Raw genomic sequence first — 16,069 nt, forward strand, 5'->3', positions numbered from 1 at the left:
GTTTTGTTTGAACGGTTTGCAAACGGCTGTTATTCGCTACTCCTTTCCGGATTCCGAACCTGTTGCGAAGAAACCGGTTATGCGCCTGTTTCGGCCGTATTACCGGTACTCTGTCCTGGGATGCTTCGAACGCTCATCCGGGGATGGGGCTGCGCCGCTCGCAGCGCGGACTTCAGCCAGCTGCTCTGGCGCCCGGCATCAGGCACTACCGCCATCCTCAGGAACCATACGATTCCGGCATCAGGCAATACCGCCATCCTCAGGCATCAATATTGTTTCGGTCATCTGGTCTTCATCAAAAAACGTTGCACAAAGATCGCGAATTTGTCCGGAATCCGCACGATCAATTTCGGCTACAAGTTCATCCATTGTGATGTAGCGGTCATAAAATATCTCACTTTTCGCCAGGCGGGTCATCCGGCTGCTCATGCTCTCCTGGGCCAGAAGCATTTTGCCCTTAAGCTGCGATTTGGCCTCTTCCAGCTCTTTCTCGGGGATCGGCTGTTCCCGCAAGTTCCGGAGCTCGGTGAGTATCAGCTCTCTTATGTGGTCGACGTAGCCGCGGTCGGTGCCGGTGTAGATCCCGAACAGACCGCAGTCGCGAAACGCCTCCATGAACGACTGGATGTGGTAGCAGTACCCGTATTTTTCCCGGATGTTCTGATGGAGCCTGGAGCTCATGCCCGAACCGAGCACCGTATTGGCAAGCAGCAACTTGTAGCGGTCGGCATCCGTGGCCGAGAGCGCCCGCCTGCCCATCATGAAGTGGGTCTGTTCGATCGGGCGTTTCAGGACCGTGCTGCCGGCCTTGTACGGGGTGATCGGCTGGTCTCCGTTGCCCTGGAAATCCCGCTCCAGCGGCTGGAAGTATTTTTGAACGAGCGCCACCACCCGGTCGTGCTCGGCGTTGCCTGCAACAGCGATGATGACGTTGGAGGGGTGATACTGTTCGTGGAGGTAATCAAACAGGTCATTCTGGGCAAACTTGTTGACTGTAGATTCATACCCGATGATCGGCCTTCCGAGCGGATGGGGCTCGAACAGTTGCTTGTGGAACTCCTCGAAAATAAAGTCTTCCGGATTGTCCCGGTACATTTTCATCTCTTCGATGACCACTTTCTTCTCTTTCTCTATCTCCTCTTCCGGAAACCGGGAGTGCAGCACCATGTCGGTGAGCACGTCCAGGGCGGTATCCAGCTCGGTATCCAGACACCGGGCATAGTAGCAGGTCATTTCCGGCGAGGTGAACGCGTTCAGGTAGCCGCCGACCGCCTCCATGCTCTGTGCAATATCATACGCCGAGCGTCGCTCGGTGCCTTTGAACAGCATGTGTTCCAGAAAGTGGGTGATGCCGGCCGCCTCTTCTTTTTCGTGCCGACTTCCGGTTTTCACCCAGATACCGGCAGAGAGGCTGCGGACCGTTCGGATGGTTTCGGTGACAATGCGCAGGCCGTTGGGCAGTACGGTTTTTTGAACGCGGTCTGGTGTACTCATAAGGGTTTGTCAATTGATGTAATCAGAGTGGTATATAATAACCGGTGCCACGGAGGGATCAAAACACATGATCGCACTTTTGTATGATCGGTTTTGGGACTTCCGCTGTTTTCGGGATCTCCGGTGTTTCTTGCACTGCTGTTGTTTCTGAGACTTCCGGTGATTCCGAAAATAATTCCGGTTTCCGGGCTTCCACAGGTATTTGGACTTCCGCAGTTCCGGGACGTTCCTTGCTTTCGGGAACTATAGCGTTTCCCGGAATTCCGGTGTTTCCGTTCAGACTAAAAAAAAAGCGCCGTCAACAGTATGACGACGCTTTTTGAATGGCTGACTGAAAGCTTGTTGCAGCCGTCAGTTATCCTCTTTCGGGATAAGGGCTTTGCGGGAGAGGCGCAGTTTGCCGCCATCTTCCACTTTCAGCAACTTGACTTCTATCTGATCCCCTTCCGAAAGCACATCGGTCACCTTGTTGATGCGCTTGTGATCAATTTCGGAGATGTGAAGCAGTCCGTCGCGACCCGGCATAATCTCTACAAACGCACCGTATTCCTTAATAGAACGAACGGTTCCGGTGTAGATTTCGCCTTCTTCCAGGTTGCCGGTGATTCCCTTGATTTTCTGAACGGCCGCGTCAATTTTCTCTTTGCTGTCCGCAGAAATGGTGACAACACCCTTGTTGCCGACCTCTTCGATCATGACCTCTGCGCCGCTCTCACGCTGAATGGACTGGATCACCTTGCCGCCGGGGCCGATGATGCCGCCGATCTGGTCGGTGTCCACTTCGATTTTAACGAAAGACGGAGCGTACTGGGAGACCTCCTCACGGGGAACCGAAATGGATTCCGCCATGCGCTCGAGGATATGGAGCCGGCCTTCCCTGGCCTGCTGCAACGCCTCGACCATCACTTCGTAGGAGATGCCCTTAACCTTGATATCCATCTGGCAGGCGGTGATTCCGTCGGTAGTACCGGTCACTTTGAAGTCCATGTCACCCATGTGATCTTCTTCGCCCTGGATGTCGGAGAGCACGACATGCTTGTCGTCGCCGACAATCATGCCCATGGCAATACCCGCTACGGGCTTGGCCAGAGGCACACCGGCGTCCATCAGTGCCATGGAGCCGGAGCAAACCGAGGCCATGGAGGAAGAGCCGTTGGATTCGAGCACATCCGACACCACCCGAATGGTGTAGTCGAACTCTTCGGTTGACGGTACCAGGCGCTTGATCGCGCGCTCGGCAAGGTTACCATGACCGATTTCACGGCGGGAAACTCCGCGCATCATCTTCACTTCGCCGGTGCAATAGGGCGGGAAGTTGTAGTCGAGCATGAACCTTTTTGCGTCGTTGTAGAACAGCGTGTCGATCATCTGCTCATCCCGCTTGGTTCCGAGGGTCACCGATGCCAGCGCCTGGGTTTCCCCGCGGGTAAAGATGGCGGAACCGTGCGTACGCGGCAAATAGCCCACTTCGGTCCAGATCGGACGAATTTCGTCCGGCTTGCGGCCGTCGATGCGCTGTGATTCTTCGAGCAGCACCTTGCGCATGGACTCTTTCTGGATGGTGTTGCAGACATCGGAGATATCCTCTTCCTGCTCGGGGAACTCCTCGGCAAGCTGCTCCTTCACATCCGTCCGTACATCCTTGCAGGCCTGGCCGTACTCTTTTTTGCTCAGCTTCTGCCGGCTGATATCGATAAAGCGGTCACCTACCAGCTCGCGTACCTTGGATTCAAGTTCTTCGGTGATGGTCGGCTCGGGATCAGCCCATTTCTCCTTGCCAAGCTCTTCGCGCAGATCGATCTGGAACTGGCAGAGTTTTTTGATTGCTTCGTGCCCTTTGCGGATGGCCTCGACCATCTCCTCCTCGGAGCATTCGTCCATTTCGCCTTCCACCATAACCACGCTTTCCAGCGTTCCTCCAACCGTCATTTCAATATCGGCGGCCTTGAGTTCGGTTACGGTCGGGTTGATGACAAATTCGCCGTTGACCCGCGCCACGCGCACCTGCGCCATGGGTCCTTCGAACGGGATGTCCGAGATGGTCAGCGACAGGGATGCGGCAACCGCTCCGATTACATCGCCGTCGTTTTCACCGTCCGACGAAAAAACCTGGCAGATAACCTGGGTCTCATTCATGAATCCGTCCGGGAAAAGCGGGCGGATGGTCCGGTCGATCAACCGGGCGGATAAAATTTCTTTTTCGGAGGGGCGGCCCTCTCGTTTAATAAAACCACCGGGAAACTTTCCGCCGGCGGCAAACGTCTCCTTGAATTCAACGGTCAGTGGGAAAAATGGCTGGCCGGGGCGGGGCTCTCTGGCGGCGGTGGCGGTGGCCATCACTACCGTATCCCCGATGCGTACAAAGGAACTGCCGTTAGCCTGTTTGGCCAGACGTCCGGTATCGACGGACAGCTCTTTTCCTGGTGCGTATTCTATCGTTCTTAATTCAGCTTTCATAGGTTTACTGGTCTTCTATCTTCGTTTGCGTACAATACAACAGCCGGGGGGACGAGGTCCCATGATGTGCAAAAAAGCCCGAAAATCACGTACCCGGATATTGTTAATATGATGGGTTTTTTATACAAGAAAGGCACGAGAGTATCGTGCCTTTTTATTATTTACGGATACCCAGCTCTTTGATAAGTTTGCGGTATCCTTCAATATCCTTTTTCATGACATAGTTGAGAAGGCGGCGGCGCTTTCCGACCAGACGAAGCAACCCGAGGCGGGTTGAGTGATCTTTTTTATGTGTCCTGAGATGGTCGGTAAGCCTGTTGATGCGCTCTGTAAAAAGTGCAATCTGCGCTTCCGGCGCGCCGGTGTCATCCCCCGATTTGCCGAATTTCTTGAAAATATCCTTCTTTTCTTCTGTTGTAATATTCATGTAATCAATCTCCGCTTTAGATGTTATAATGCTAAAGTAGATGGGTATTTAAGTTAGCATTGCAATTTACGCTTTTCGATGCCTAAATCCAAACGACCCAGACCCGCACCGCTTCTCTGTTCGGCCGTCTTGCCCATGGCGGAGGAGTCGCTTTATCGCAGCATCAAGGTGGCCCGGCGCCCGATCTACTCCCTCTGCTTCATGGCGGTGGAGTAGTTTCATCCGGGCAGTTCCCTCAAAATGGCACGGCACATCTCCCTGTCATTTTTCAGTTGCTGCACAAGCGCTTCGGGGCCGCTGAACTTTTTTTCGCCCCGGATCCGGCGGATGAACCGGACACGCATTTTACTTCCGTAGACGGTCCGGTCAAAATCAAACAGATGCACTTCCGGCACAATACCGGGAGTGCCGTCAAATGTGGGGCGTTTCCCGATATTCATCATCCCGGAAAGCCACTGTCCGTCCAGTTCCGCTTCTACGCAATATACGCCATTGGCGGGCAACACCTTGCGAGGATCATCCCATTGCAGGTTGGCGGTGGGGAAGCCGATAGTCCTCCCCCTGCGGTCGCCACGGACGATGGTGCCGCTCATTTCGTATCGGCGCCCCAGCATTTCCGCGGCCGTATCCACATCCCCCTGATCCTCAAGGAGCCTGCGGATCACCGTACTGCTCACCGTCGTGTGTTTTACTTCCTGCGCGCTTTGGACATGAACGGAAAAACCAAGCTCTGCACCCAGTTTCTTCAGGGTTTGAATGGAGCCCTCCCGGTCGCGCCCGAAATGGTGATCATATCCGATCACAAACGTATCCACCCCGACACGCTTGTAAACATAGTCGCGGACAAACTGCTCCGACGACAGCATCGAGAAGTCCCTGGTAAATGGAATCACCACCATCTTGTCGATTCCGTACCGGCGCATGATTTCCGAGCGTTCCGGCAGTGTGGTAAGCAGCCGAACCCCGTCCGTTGACGGGTGGATGATATCTCTGGGATGGGGATCGAATGTGACCACAACAGCCGGCGCCTTTCTCTCCCGCGCCCGGCCGACCACATTCCGAATCAGTGCCTGATGACCAAGATGGACTCCGTCGAATGTGCCTACGGTAACCACATTCGATGGCTGCCTTTCATACGTATCGATGTAAACAGGTTGACTCATTGTATTTTCCAAATCACCGGGATGTTCACAAATGTTACACTAAAACAACAAAAGATTCAATTTCATGCCGCCGGGATACAGGTTTTGATCGTCTGAACCGGGTAACCTCCGAACCCGACGCAACCAGTCGTTTTCGGAAGCGATACCGGTCGTAACAGGAGGCGGCACCTCATGAATCCGGCCAAAATAGCGGGCATTTCCGCATCCGAACAGGACGGTGTGATTCATGATTGATCACGGAATCGTTCTCGCATTTCCTCTACCGAGATTGCGTGATCCACGGAATGCGGCCCGATGTCGGTACGGCGCAAATCCGCCAGGTGCGCACGCGAATCCAGGGCGAGACCGAGGTCATGCGCCAGGGTCCGCACATAGGTCCCCTTGCTGCAAAGTACATCCAGCCCCAGCACCCCAGCTTCCCAGGAGATGATGCGCGCCTCATGCACGGTGACCTCTCTCGGCTCCCGCTCCACCTCTTCGCCCTTTCTGGCATAGGTATACAGTCGCTTGCCGTCTTTCCAGAGTGCCGAGTACATGGGGGGAAGCTGTCGGATGGTACCCGTTAACCGGTCGGCGAGCACCTCGGCGATGCGATCGCTGCTGATATGCTCGAAGGGGGCATGGCCATCGGGTTGGGTGGCGGCGTCCTGGCTTGGCGTTGAGCTTCCAAAGGCCACCGTTGCGCGATACCGCTTGGGATAGTCCTGAAACCGCGAAATCGATTTGGTCGCCTTGCCGGCGCAGAGAATCAGCAAACCGGTTGCCAGGGGATCCAGTGTTCCAGCGTGACCGGTTTTTTTTGTGCGGATACGGCCTCTCACAAATTTGACGATATCAAAACTGCTCCATCCCGACGGTTTGTCCAGCAGAAAGATGGCCCCTTCCGAGTGATCCGAACCGGGGCTCGGCATGTTGTTGCGATCATAAACCGGAAACCGGGACGTCGGATCAGTTTGCATTTCCATCCGGAGAACGGGCTGTCAGGCTTTTCGGGCGGAGCTACCCGGCTTAGGGTCAGAGTCGGAGCTGTCGTCGCCGTCTCTGCGCGAGTCATCATCCCCGGAAGGAGCGGCTTTACGGTCCGATTCAATCTTCCGGAACAGGGAGTCGATTTTCTCCACGTAGTCGGCGGTATCATCCAGGTGAAAATGGAGTTCCGGAATTCTGCGCACCTGATGGCGGATACGTCCGGCCAGCTTTTTCCGGATTTCGACTGTTTTTTCCCGGATGAGTTCAAAATTCTGTTCCACATCCCCGTGCGTTGAGAGAATGCTCAGATAGACGTGGGCCTGCATCAGGTCGGGAGAAATCCGCACGTTGGTAACCGTCAGAATCGCGTCATGCTGATAGTCCAACTGAAGAATTTCACCGAGATCGGCCTTGAGCAGTGCTGCTACCCGTTCGGTTCGAATACTCATTCGCTTGTTTCGCTCTTGAGTTTGCGTTTGGTTTCCGTCACAACATAGGCTTCGATGACATCGCCCACCTTGATATCGTTGTAGTTCTTGATGCCCAGGCCACACTCAAATCCGCTGGCCACTTCCTTGACATCATCCTTGAACCGTTTGAGCGAGGTCAGTTCGCCTTCATAAATCACGATACCGTCACGGATCAGGCGGACATTGGAGTTCCGGTTGATTTTTCCGTCGGTAACCTTGCAGCCTGCGATGGTTCCGGCCTTGGGCACTCTGAAGGTATCCTTGACTTCGAGGGTGGCGGTGGTCTTTTCACTTAATTCGGGTGAAAGCAATCCTTCAAGGGCATCCCTGACGGCATCCACTGCGTCGTAGATGACGCTGAACAGGCGGATGTCGATCTCCTCGGTTTCAGCCAGTTTTCTGGCGTTAGCAGAGGGGCGCACCTGGAAGCCGATGATAATCGCATTGGAGGCCGACGCAAGCAGCACGTCCGATTCGGTGATAGCACCCACACCGGTGTGGATGATATTGACCTTGACCTCCTCGTTGGAAATTTTCTGAAGGGACCCGGCAAGCGCCTCGATGGATCCGTCGACATCGCCCTTGATAATGATGTTGAGCTCGGCCACTTCCCCGAGGGCGAGGCGGCGCGAGATATCGTCGAGGGTGACGTGTTTGACCTGACGCAGTGACTGTTCCCGCTTGATCTGCTGCCGCTGCTGGGCGATGTTCTTGGCGGTGCGATCGTCCTGGACCGAGACAATTTTGTCGCCGGCCTGCGGAATGCCGTCAAAACCGGTAAGCTGCGCCGGTTGGGCCGGTCCCACCTCTTCGAGCCGGTCTCCGAATTCGTTCTCCAGAGCCCGAACCTTGCCGGAGTAGGATCCCGCAACGAAGGGGTCGCCGACACGAAGGGTGCCACGCTGTATCAGGATATTGGCGACTACACCCTTGCCTCGGTCTATCTTGGCTTCGAGAATGATTCCGGAGGCCTTGCGATCCGGGTTGGCCTTGAGCTCCATCAGCTCCGCTTCAATAAGTACTTTATCCAGCAGTTCGTCGATTCCCTGCCCGGTGTGTGCGGAGACTTCGGCCACCTGTACATTTCCGCCCCACTCTTCCACCAGTACATTATGATCGGACAGCTGCTGCTTGATGCGGTCTGTGCTGGCTCCTTCCTTGTCGATCTTGTTGATAGCAACGACCAGAGGTACACCGCCGGCCTGGGCGTGGTTGATCGCCTCGATGGTCTGAGGCATTACGGCATCGTCTGCCGCCACTACCAGAATTACCATGTCTGTGACCTGCGCTCCCCGTGCCCGCATCGCGGTAAAGGCCTCATGGCCGGGGGTATCCAGAAATGTGATATTTCGCTTGTCGGGCAGGTTCACCTCATAGGCACCGATGTGCTGGGTGATACCGCCGGCTTCACCGGCCGTAACTTTTGCCTTCCGGATGTAATCAAGCAGGGAGGTTTTTCCGTGGTCGACATGTCCCATGACGGTAACAACCGGTGAACGCGCCTTGAGATCGGCCGGATCATCCTCTTCATCCTCATCAATATCTTCATCCAGCTCCTGTGCATCCACGAATACCACCTCGCGGTCGTACTCTTCGGCCAGCAGCTCGATTGTACTGGCTTCAAGGCGCTGGTTGATCGAGACTACCATCCCGAGGTTCATGCAATGCATGATGATTTCGTTAGGTGAAACGCCCAGCAAGTCGGCAAGATCGCTGACGGTGATAAACTCGGTCACCTCCAGAACGCGCATCTCCTGTTCCTGCCGTTCCGACTGCATCATTTCCCGCTCGGCGGCCATCTCTTCGCGTTTCTGCTTACGGCGCTTCTGACGTTTCCTGCCCGCGGATCCGCCGGTGCTGAGCATGGCCATCGTCTCCTTCATCTTGGACTCGACGTCCGATTCGTCCACTTTCGGAGCTTTACGTGACTTGATCCGCTTTTTCTTCTTCTTGGGCTTATCGGTTTCCGTTTCAGGCTTGATCTCGGGCTTGTCGCCTTTGACCTTTTTGGCGGCTACCTTCTTCTTCCTTGGCTTGTCTTCGTCCTCAAGTGCGGGGCTTGCCGCATCGGTAGTATCCTCCGCTTTCCCTTTCTTGCCTTTTTTCCTCTTTTTGCGGCCTCCGATATCCGAAGGGTCAGCAATCTGGATTTTTCCGAGCACCCTTGTCCCGGCAAGCTTCTCTTTGCGGCCCCTGATGATTTCCGGAGCTGCTTCCGGTTCATCATCGGCATCATCCGCATCAAGATCAGGTATCTCTTCGGTTTCTTCATCCGCATCGGCGACTTCTCCGGGATCGGGCTCTTTTGCCGAGTCGTCTGCAACGGTATCCTGTGCAGGGGAAGTTTCTTCGGGTACTTCAGATTCCGCCTGATCCGGCACCGACTCCTCCGTTTCGGCCTCGGCATCATCGGGAGCATCCTCTGCCGCCGGCTCTTGCTCTTCGGCAGCGGCCGGTTCAGCCTCCTTTTCCTGTGCGGTCTCTTCCGGCTGGAGTTCGTCGGCAACGGTACTGTCGGGCGCGGCCTTGCCGTCCTCATCCCCGGACTTCTCAATCGGCTGGAGAGGAAGCTCTTCGTCTTTTCCTTTTTTCTCGTCTATCGGTTGGAGGTCATCGAGCGGCTCCAGAAAACTGTCGAGGGTAACCGACTCGTTTCTGCCGGTACGAAATGTACTCCGACGCTCTTCGTATTCCTCACGGGCACGGATGTGATCCCTGCTTTTGGCCTTGTCTTCACCGTAAACCGACTCCAGGGTGGCATACATTTCGGGCGTAATCTTGACGTTCGGCTTGTTGTCTATGCCAAAGCCGTTTTCGTTCAGGGAGTCCACGATAGATTGCGTGGAAACGTTGAACTCGGATGCCACCTTGAATAAACGTTTCGGTTTAGCAGTTCCTGTCATATAAAGCGATTCTGTTCAGTTTTTAAAAAAAAGCCGGGGCCGGTTATACTTCATCTTCTTCAAATTCAAGCTCGATCGTCCGGATGATCTGTTTTGCATCTTTCAGTTCGAGCCGGCCCTCGGTTCGGCGCTCCAGTTCCTCGGGACTCAGTTCCAGCACTGCGCGGGCGGTATCGCAGCCGATATCGAACAAGAGCTGCACCACTTCATCGCCGAAGTCGTCGGCAAATTCAAAGATATCGATATCGTCTTCATCCTCGACTTCACGGTATACATCGATCTCGTAGCCGGTCAGCTGTGTTGCCAGCCGGATATTGACCCCGCCTTTTCCGATCGCCTTGGAGACCTGATCGGCGGGTACCACGACCTTGGCCCGCTGGTTTTTCGCATCGAGGTCAACCGACTGCACATGGGCGGGCTGCAGAGCGCGCTTGATAAAGGTATGGATATCGTCCGTGTAGTTGATTACATCGATATTCTCATTGCAAAGTTCACGGACAATCGAGTGAATACGGATACCCTTCATGCCGACACAGGCACCGACCGGGTCAACACGTTCGTCGTGTGAAACCACCGCCACCTTGGAACGGTCGCCGGGTTCCCTGACGGTCTTGATAATTTCAATCACACCGTCAAAAACTTCAGGAATCTCGTTCTCGAAAAGGCGCTCCAGAAAAAGCGGCGAGGTGCGCGAGATGATCACGGCCGGATTGCCTTCCTGCCGTTTTACTTCCACGACAACGGCCCGGATGGTATCCCCTTTCCGGTAGCGATCTTTATAGATCTGCTGGTTTTTGGGCAGCACCAGTTCCACACCGTTATGATTGACCAGGATATCGCGGTTTCTCACCTGATAGACATCCCCCAGAACGATTTCTCCGATTCTGTCGCTGTAGTCCTCAAAAATGTTATCCTTCTCGATTTCCCGGATTCGCTGGGCCAGGGTTTGACGGGCCATCATGACCGAACGCCTGCCGAAGTCCTCTATCTTGATTTCCTGGGCGAACTCATCGTACAATTCCAGATCCGGATCCAGTTTCTTCGCCTCCGAAATACCGATCTCATTGACGGGATCGCTCAGCTCCTCGTCGGGAACCACTTCACGGATATGCATCATCTGGATCTCTCCCCGATCCGGGTTCAAAATCACCGAAAAAGCGTCATCCGACTCGTACTTCTTCCGGATCATGGATCGGAAAACGTCTTCCAGTATGGATAGAAGCAGATCCCTGTCGATGCCCTTGTCTTTTGCAATTTCGGCAAAAGAGTGAATAATCTGTTTTGAAATATCCGTTTGCATGTAAAATGTATCGAAAATGCCGTTAACGTTATTTGAAAGAGACCTTTATCCGGGTCTCTTCAATCGCTCCAAAAGGGATTTCCACTGGAGTTTTATTCTCGGTTTCCAGAGTAATGACCTCCGGCTTCGCGTCTGTGATTTTGCCTTCCACACGAATCCGTTCGCCGTCTTTTTCAAAAACCACAGAAGCGTTACGTCCTTTGTTATTTATATATTGCCTGAAGTCTTTAAGCGGCCGGTCAACCCCGGGCGATGAGACATTCAGCGTGTACTGACTGTCCCGCCAGCCTGCAGCATCCAGCAACAGCTTGATCTCGCGACTCAGCTCCGCACATCGGTTCAGCGATATATGGCCTGCCTCCGATTCCACGAATAACGAGATCACACGATTCCCAGCGGACCCCCTGAGTTCCGTTTCTACCAGAAACAGGTCACTGTCTTCAAGAACCTGTTCTGCCAATGCGTTGATTTCTTCCAGCTCCTGCGTCAACACTCCGAATTCTGAATTCCAAATACAAAAAAAGTGAACTTTTTCGGGTTCACTTACAAAGAACAAATATACGTCTATTTTTGGCAATACCCAAACAGCGCAGCGGGTAAAATCACTTCGCAGAGAAGCTTGCACGGGGGTTTGGATCGGATATTCTGCCGTTGTTTTTGTATCTTCAGAGATTGTCCGGCACCGGTGGTAAATCCTCGGGGCGGACATCGGCAATAATGACGGCAGGTTTGGGTTTCCACCCGGCCCGCTCCCGGAATGGATAAATAATCAGAGTCTCCATGTATAAACTCGCAATCACCCTCCTGGTATTGACACTGACTGCCGTATCATGCTCCGAAGAAGTCGACGAAACGGTACAGCAGCGGGGGCGCACCATCACACCTGAAGCAGAGGCGGTGATCTACGATGGCGATGAACAGGTTGTAACGGTACAGGTTGCTCTGGCGCAAACAGACCTGGAGCGAAGTACCGGATTGATGGATGTGCACGAGTTGCCTTTTGATTCCGGTATGCTCTTCCTTTTTGATGACGAACGGCCCAGAAGTTTCTGGATGGTCAACACACCGATCTCCCTGGATATCCTTTTTCTGGACAGCAATCGTAAAATCGTCCGTATCCGGACCAATACCACCCCTTTTTCGGAGCGCCAGATCACCTCGGAACTGCCGGCGCGATATGTACTGGAGGTGAATGCGGGTTTTACGCGTGAACACGATATCCGCGAGGGAATGCGACTGGAGTGGTGAGCTGACGGATGGCGCATTGCGGCTTTGACCGCCGTGACGGATCTCCCTGTTGATCCCCCTTATGCTCCCGCCAGGGGCTCCAGCTCCCTGAAGATCACATCGGCCTTCTCCTCCAGCAACTCCCGGCTGCCGTTGTTTTCGATGACCAGATCGGCATACGGACGCATATCCGACTCCAGTTTTTGGCGCTGCATACGCTCCCGCACCTGTTTTTCATCGGACTGATCGCGCTTTGACACCCGCCGGATGCGCTCCTCCTCCGGAGCGGTAACCAGGATGACGGCATCCAGGACCTCGGGACGCCCTTTGTCCAGCAGCAGCGCCGCCTCTCTTACTGCAATGGTAGTACCCTCTTTCCGGGCCTCTTCTTCGATCCGGTCAATTTCCCGGCAGACAACAGGATGCACCAGCCGGTTCAGCTCCTCCACACGACCTTCTCCAAACGCTTTTACAGAGAGCCGATGCCGGTCGAGTGAACCGTCTTCCAGATACACCTCCTCCCCGAACGCTTCCACGAGCTGCTGCTTTAATTCGGGATCATTAACCATCAGCGACTTGGCCAAATCATCCGCATAGATCACATGCGCGCCCAGCCGCTCCCAAACCCGGCACACCGTTGTTTTTCCACTGCCGATTCCACCAGTAATTCCAATTCGAAGCATAGCCGATCTCCGTTTGTCACATTACGTATGTGTAACTGCCAGTTATTTCGGGATACTTTTGCTCCGGCCGCTCCAAAGGGACCAGCCGTCACCATAGATATGCCGAACGGGCGTTTTTTTTGGATGCCCGCCGCATCACACGACCAGCGATCTTTTACCAAACGAAACCGCCGGCTCCGTGTATCACATCAATTACCAGATATCTGACCGGACACCTGCACGGGCCGTTTTCCGGGAAGATTAACCGGGAAACTTCATGTACCTCGACCCGGATGGGTCAGATGACGGTATCCTTCTTTTCACTATCAACGGGTTCAGGGTAGTCTGTTGTATAGTGCAAGCCGCGGCTTTCCTTCCGGCTCATGGCAGATCGAATCACCATGTAGGCGTTTGCAATCAGGTTTCTCAGCTCGCACAATGAGACACTCACCCGCGTACGCTGATAAAAACTCTCGGTCTCCTCGTACAGAAGCCGTGTTCTGCGGAACGCCCGCTCCAACCGTAAATTACTTCGAACAATTCCCACATAATCCCACATAACCTTTTGAAGCTCTTGTAGATTGTGTGATATCAACACGGCTTCTTCGACATTCACGGTTCCGCTGTCGTCCCACTCCGGCACGTCAGGGGTGTGCCCATAATCGGCGATATAGTTCATCGACTGTTCGGCTGCGCGCCTCGAAAAAACGATCGCCTCCAGCAGACTGTTGGAAGCCAGCCGGTTCGCACCGTGCAGACCGGTGCAGGCCGCCTCACCGGCGCAATAAAGTCCGTGGATGGAGGTTCGTCCCTCCATGTCGGTCACGACTCCGCCACACAGATAGTGCGCCGCCGGTACCACCGGAATCCACTCCCTGGTAATATCCACACCAAAAGACAGGCAGGTCTGTGTAATGTTGGGGAAGTGCTCCTTGATTACATCACTATCAACATGAGTGACATCAAGATAGACACACTCATCTCCGGATTTTTTCAGGTGGTTGTCGATAGCCCTGGCAACGATGTCGCGGGGAGCCAGTTCGGCTCTGTCGTCGTAATCGGCCATAAACGCGTGTCCCTGGCGGGTCCGGAGAATACCCCCCTTTCCCCGAACAGCCTCGGAGATGAGGAAGGATTTGGCTCCCGGCACATGCAGAGTGGTGGGGTGAAACTGCATGAACTCCATGTTGGCCACACGCGCTTTAGCCCGGTATGCCATGGCGATTCCGTCACCGGTGGCGATGGAGGGGTTGGTGGTATGCTGATAGACCTGGCCGACTCCGCCGGTGGCAAGAAGCGTGGCTTTTGCGAGGATCTGTTCCACGTGACCGGAGCGGGTATCAAAGACGTAAGCTCCGTAGCAGTGGGTATCCTTGTCGTATTTTGTGACTTTTTTCCCGAGGTGGTGCTCGGTGATCAGTTCCAGGGCAAAATGGTGTTCAAAAACCCGGATGTTGGGGTGTTGGTCCAGTGCTTCAAGCAGGGCCCGTTCAATTTCGTTGCCGGTACGGTCTGCGGCATGGACAATACGCTTCCGCGAGTGTCCCCCTTCCCGGCCCAGATCGAGAGTGCCGTCGACGCTGGTAAAACGGGCGCCCCAGTCGAGCAGTTCCCGCACCACATCGGGTCCGCTGCGAACAACCATCTCCACCACTTCCCTGCGGCACAGGCCGGCTCCTGCAATCAGGGTGTCATTGACGTGATCCTCAAACCGGTCCTCTTTGTCCACGACACTGGCCAGCCCGCCCTGGGCATAGTTTGTATTGGACTCGGCCGAATCCTTTTTCGTTATGATGGCCACGGTGCCGAAGCGGGCAACCCTGAGCGCATAGGAGAGTCCGGCTCCGCCACTGCCAATTACCAGAAAATCAAAAGAGTCAGGCATCAGACATGAGGTATGCTTTTATGAAGGGGTCGATCTCGCCATCCATGACATCATCCACGGAGGAGGTTTCGTGTCCGGTCCGGTGGTCCTTGACCATGTTGTAGGGGTGGAAGACATAGGAGCGGATTTGCGACCCCCATTCGTTTTTCATTTTGGTGCTTTCCACTGCGTTTTTCTGCTCTTCCTGGATCCGTTTTTCCAGGTCATAGACTCTGGATTTGAGCATCACCATTGCCTTTTCGCGGTTTTGGAGCTGTGACCGTTCCTGCTGGCATTCGGCGACCACCCGTTCCTGCCGGCCGTCGGAAAGCGTGCCGGTCCAGACGAGCCGTACTCCGGTCTCCACCTTGTTCACATTCTGACCGCCTTTTCCTCCGGCATGAAACCGCTGAAGCTCGATATCGTCCGGCTTCAGGTCGATTTCGATTTCGTCATCGACCATTGGTGTAACAAAAACCGAGCAGAACGATGTGTGGCGCCTGGCATTGCTATCAAACGGAGAGATACGCACCAATCGGTGCACGCCGTTTTCCGCTTTCAAGAAGCCGTAAGCGAAATCCCCCTTTATTTCAAGAGAGGCGCTTTTGATACCGGCCACTTCCCCCTGCTGATACTCCAGCACGGTAGTATCCATTCCGGCCCGGTCGGCCCAGCGCACATACATGCGGTAGAGCATTTCGGCCCAGTCCTGGCTTTCGGTTCCGCCTGCGCCGGGATTGATGGTCAGTAGCGCGTCCCGGCGGTCGTCGGGCTGATCGAGCATATTCTTGAACTCGAGGTCTTCCACCTCCTTTTGGAGTTGCACGACTTCCGCATTGAACTCCTCTGTGACATCATCCCCCTCTTCCATAATCTCGCGGAACAGCAGGATATTCTGCCTCCGCTCATCGAGCTGATCCCACTTCTCCACCCACGATTTCTCATGGTTGAGGTTTTTCATGAGCGCCTGTGCCTTTTCGGCATCATCCCAGAAGCCGGGTTGCTGCGCCTGGAATTCCAGCTCCTTTATCCGTTCTTTGCGTACATCGTAGTCAAAGATACCTCCTCAGCGCTTCCACGCGCTGCAATAACCGGTCCACCTGCTCGGTGGTGTATGCTAATTCTGCCATAGC

General features: G+C 54.6%; 15 protein-coding genes. 2 read left to right on the top strand and 13 right to left on the bottom strand.

Features of this window, described 5'->3' with window-relative positions; all coding sequences use genetic code 11:
* Positions 1-77: 77 nt before the first annotated feature.
* The 4 genes from QA596_04020 to rpsO all read right to left on the bottom strand — a co-directional run bounded on the left by QA596_04020 (position 78) and on the right by rpsO (position 4,378).
* Complete coding sequence (locus QA596_04020) at positions 78-257, bottom strand: hypothetical protein (protein ID MDG5766623.1); 180 nt, start codon at positions 255-257, stop codon at positions 78-80.
* Complete coding sequence (locus QA596_04025; protein MDG5766624.1) at positions 241-1,494, bottom strand: pitrilysin family protein; 1,254 nt, start codon at positions 1,492-1,494, stop codon at positions 241-243. The genes QA596_04020 and QA596_04025 overlap by 17 nt, the downstream gene beginning before the upstream one ends.
* Positions 1,495-1,845: 351 nt before the next feature.
* On the bottom strand, positions 1,846-3,951 hold the full coding sequence (gene pnp, locus QA596_04030) for a polyribonucleotide nucleotidyltransferase (GenBank protein MDG5766625.1): 2,106 nt from the start codon (positions 3,949-3,951) through the stop codon (positions 1,846-1,848).
* Positions 3,952-4,108: 157 nt separating this feature from the next.
* Positions 4,109-4,378, bottom strand: coding sequence for a 30S ribosomal protein S15 (rpsO, locus tag QA596_04035; protein MDG5766626.1), 270 nt, complete (start codon positions 4,376-4,378; stop codon positions 4,109-4,111).
* A 78-nt stretch (positions 4,379-4,456) separates the two neighbouring features.
* On the opposite strand from rpsO, the gene QA596_04040 reads away from it, so the two are divergent.
* Positions 4,457-4,594 carry a hypothetical protein gene (locus tag QA596_04040; GenBank protein ID MDG5766627.1) on the top strand — a complete coding sequence of 46 codons (138 nt, stop codon included), beginning with the start codon at positions 4,457-4,459 and terminating at the stop codon, positions 4,592-4,594.
* Between the two features lie 2 nt (positions 4,595-4,596).
* Here the strand turns inward: QA596_04040 and QA596_04045 are convergent, their stop codons facing one another.
* The 6 genes from QA596_04045 to QA596_04070 all read right to left on the bottom strand — a co-directional run bounded on the left by QA596_04045 (position 4,597) and on the right by QA596_04070 (position 11,676).
* A complete protein-coding gene (locus tag QA596_04045; GenBank protein ID MDG5766628.1) occupies positions 4,597-5,541 on the bottom strand; it encodes a bifunctional riboflavin kinase/FAD synthetase in 945 nt (314 codons plus the stop codon).
* A 224-nt stretch (positions 5,542-5,765) separates the two neighbouring features.
* Positions 5,766-6,506 (bottom strand): tRNA pseudouridine(55) synthase TruB, encoded by a 741-nt coding sequence (truB, locus tag QA596_04050; protein ID MDG5766629.1) that lies wholly within the window; start codon positions 6,504-6,506, stop codon positions 5,766-5,768.
* Between the two features lie 15 nt (positions 6,507-6,521).
* Positions 6,522-6,959 (bottom strand): 30S ribosome-binding factor RbfA, encoded by a 438-nt coding sequence (gene rbfA, locus QA596_04055; protein MDG5766630.1) that lies wholly within the window; start codon positions 6,957-6,959, stop codon positions 6,522-6,524.
* Positions 6,956-9,883 carry a translation initiation factor IF-2 gene (gene infB / locus QA596_04060; protein ID MDG5766631.1) on the bottom strand — a complete coding sequence of 976 codons (2,928 nt, stop codon included), beginning with the start codon at positions 9,881-9,883 and terminating at the stop codon, positions 6,956-6,958. Before infB ends, rbfA begins: the two co-directional genes overlap by 4 nt.
* Before the next feature lie 43 nt (positions 9,884-9,926).
* A complete protein-coding gene (nusA, locus tag QA596_04065; protein ID MDG5766632.1) occupies positions 9,927-11,183 on the bottom strand; it encodes a transcription termination factor NusA in 1,257 nt (418 codons plus the stop codon).
* A 28-nt stretch (positions 11,184-11,211) separates the two neighbouring features.
* Positions 11,212-11,676 (bottom strand): hypothetical protein, encoded by a 465-nt coding sequence (locus tag QA596_04070; GenBank protein MDG5766633.1) that lies wholly within the window; start codon positions 11,674-11,676, stop codon positions 11,212-11,214.
* A 287-nt stretch (positions 11,677-11,963) separates the two neighbouring features.
* Here QA596_04070 and QA596_04075 point away from each other — a divergent pair, with 287 nt between their 5' ends.
* Positions 11,964-12,431: a DUF192 domain-containing protein gene (locus tag QA596_04075; protein ID MDG5766634.1), complete on the top strand. Its 468-nt coding sequence runs from the start codon at positions 11,964-11,966 to the stop codon at positions 12,429-12,431.
* A gap of 59 nt (positions 12,432-12,490) precedes the next feature.
* Here QA596_04075 and coaE read toward each other — a convergent pair whose 3' ends face one another.
* From coaE to prfB, 3 genes are all read right to left on the bottom strand, one after another.
* Positions 12,491-13,093, bottom strand: a complete 603-nt coding sequence (gene coaE, locus QA596_04080) for a dephospho-CoA kinase (GenBank protein ID MDG5766635.1) — start codon at positions 13,091-13,093, stop codon at positions 12,491-12,493.
* A 277-nt stretch (positions 13,094-13,370) separates the two neighbouring features.
* Positions 13,371-14,957 carry an L-aspartate oxidase gene (nadB, locus tag QA596_04085; GenBank protein ID MDG5766636.1) on the bottom strand — a complete coding sequence of 529 codons (1,587 nt, stop codon included), beginning with the start codon at positions 14,955-14,957 and terminating at the stop codon, positions 13,371-13,373.
* Positions 14,950-16,066, bottom strand: a protein-coding gene (prfB, locus tag QA596_04090; GenBank protein ID MDG5766637.1) for a peptide chain release factor 2 whose coding sequence is annotated in 2 segments (ribosomal slippage) — positions 14,950-15,990 and positions 15,992-16,066 — 1,116 coding nt in all. Because the reading frame shifts where the segments join, the coding sequence is not laid out codon by codon here. The genes nadB and prfB overlap by 8 nt, the downstream gene beginning before the upstream one ends.
* Positions 16,067-16,069 lie beyond the last annotated feature (3 nt).

This window comes from Balneolales bacterium ANBcel1 (genome assembly GCA_029688905.1).
Classification (GTDB): Bacteria; Bacteroidota; Rhodothermia; order Balneolales; family Natronogracilivirgulaceae; genus SLLW01.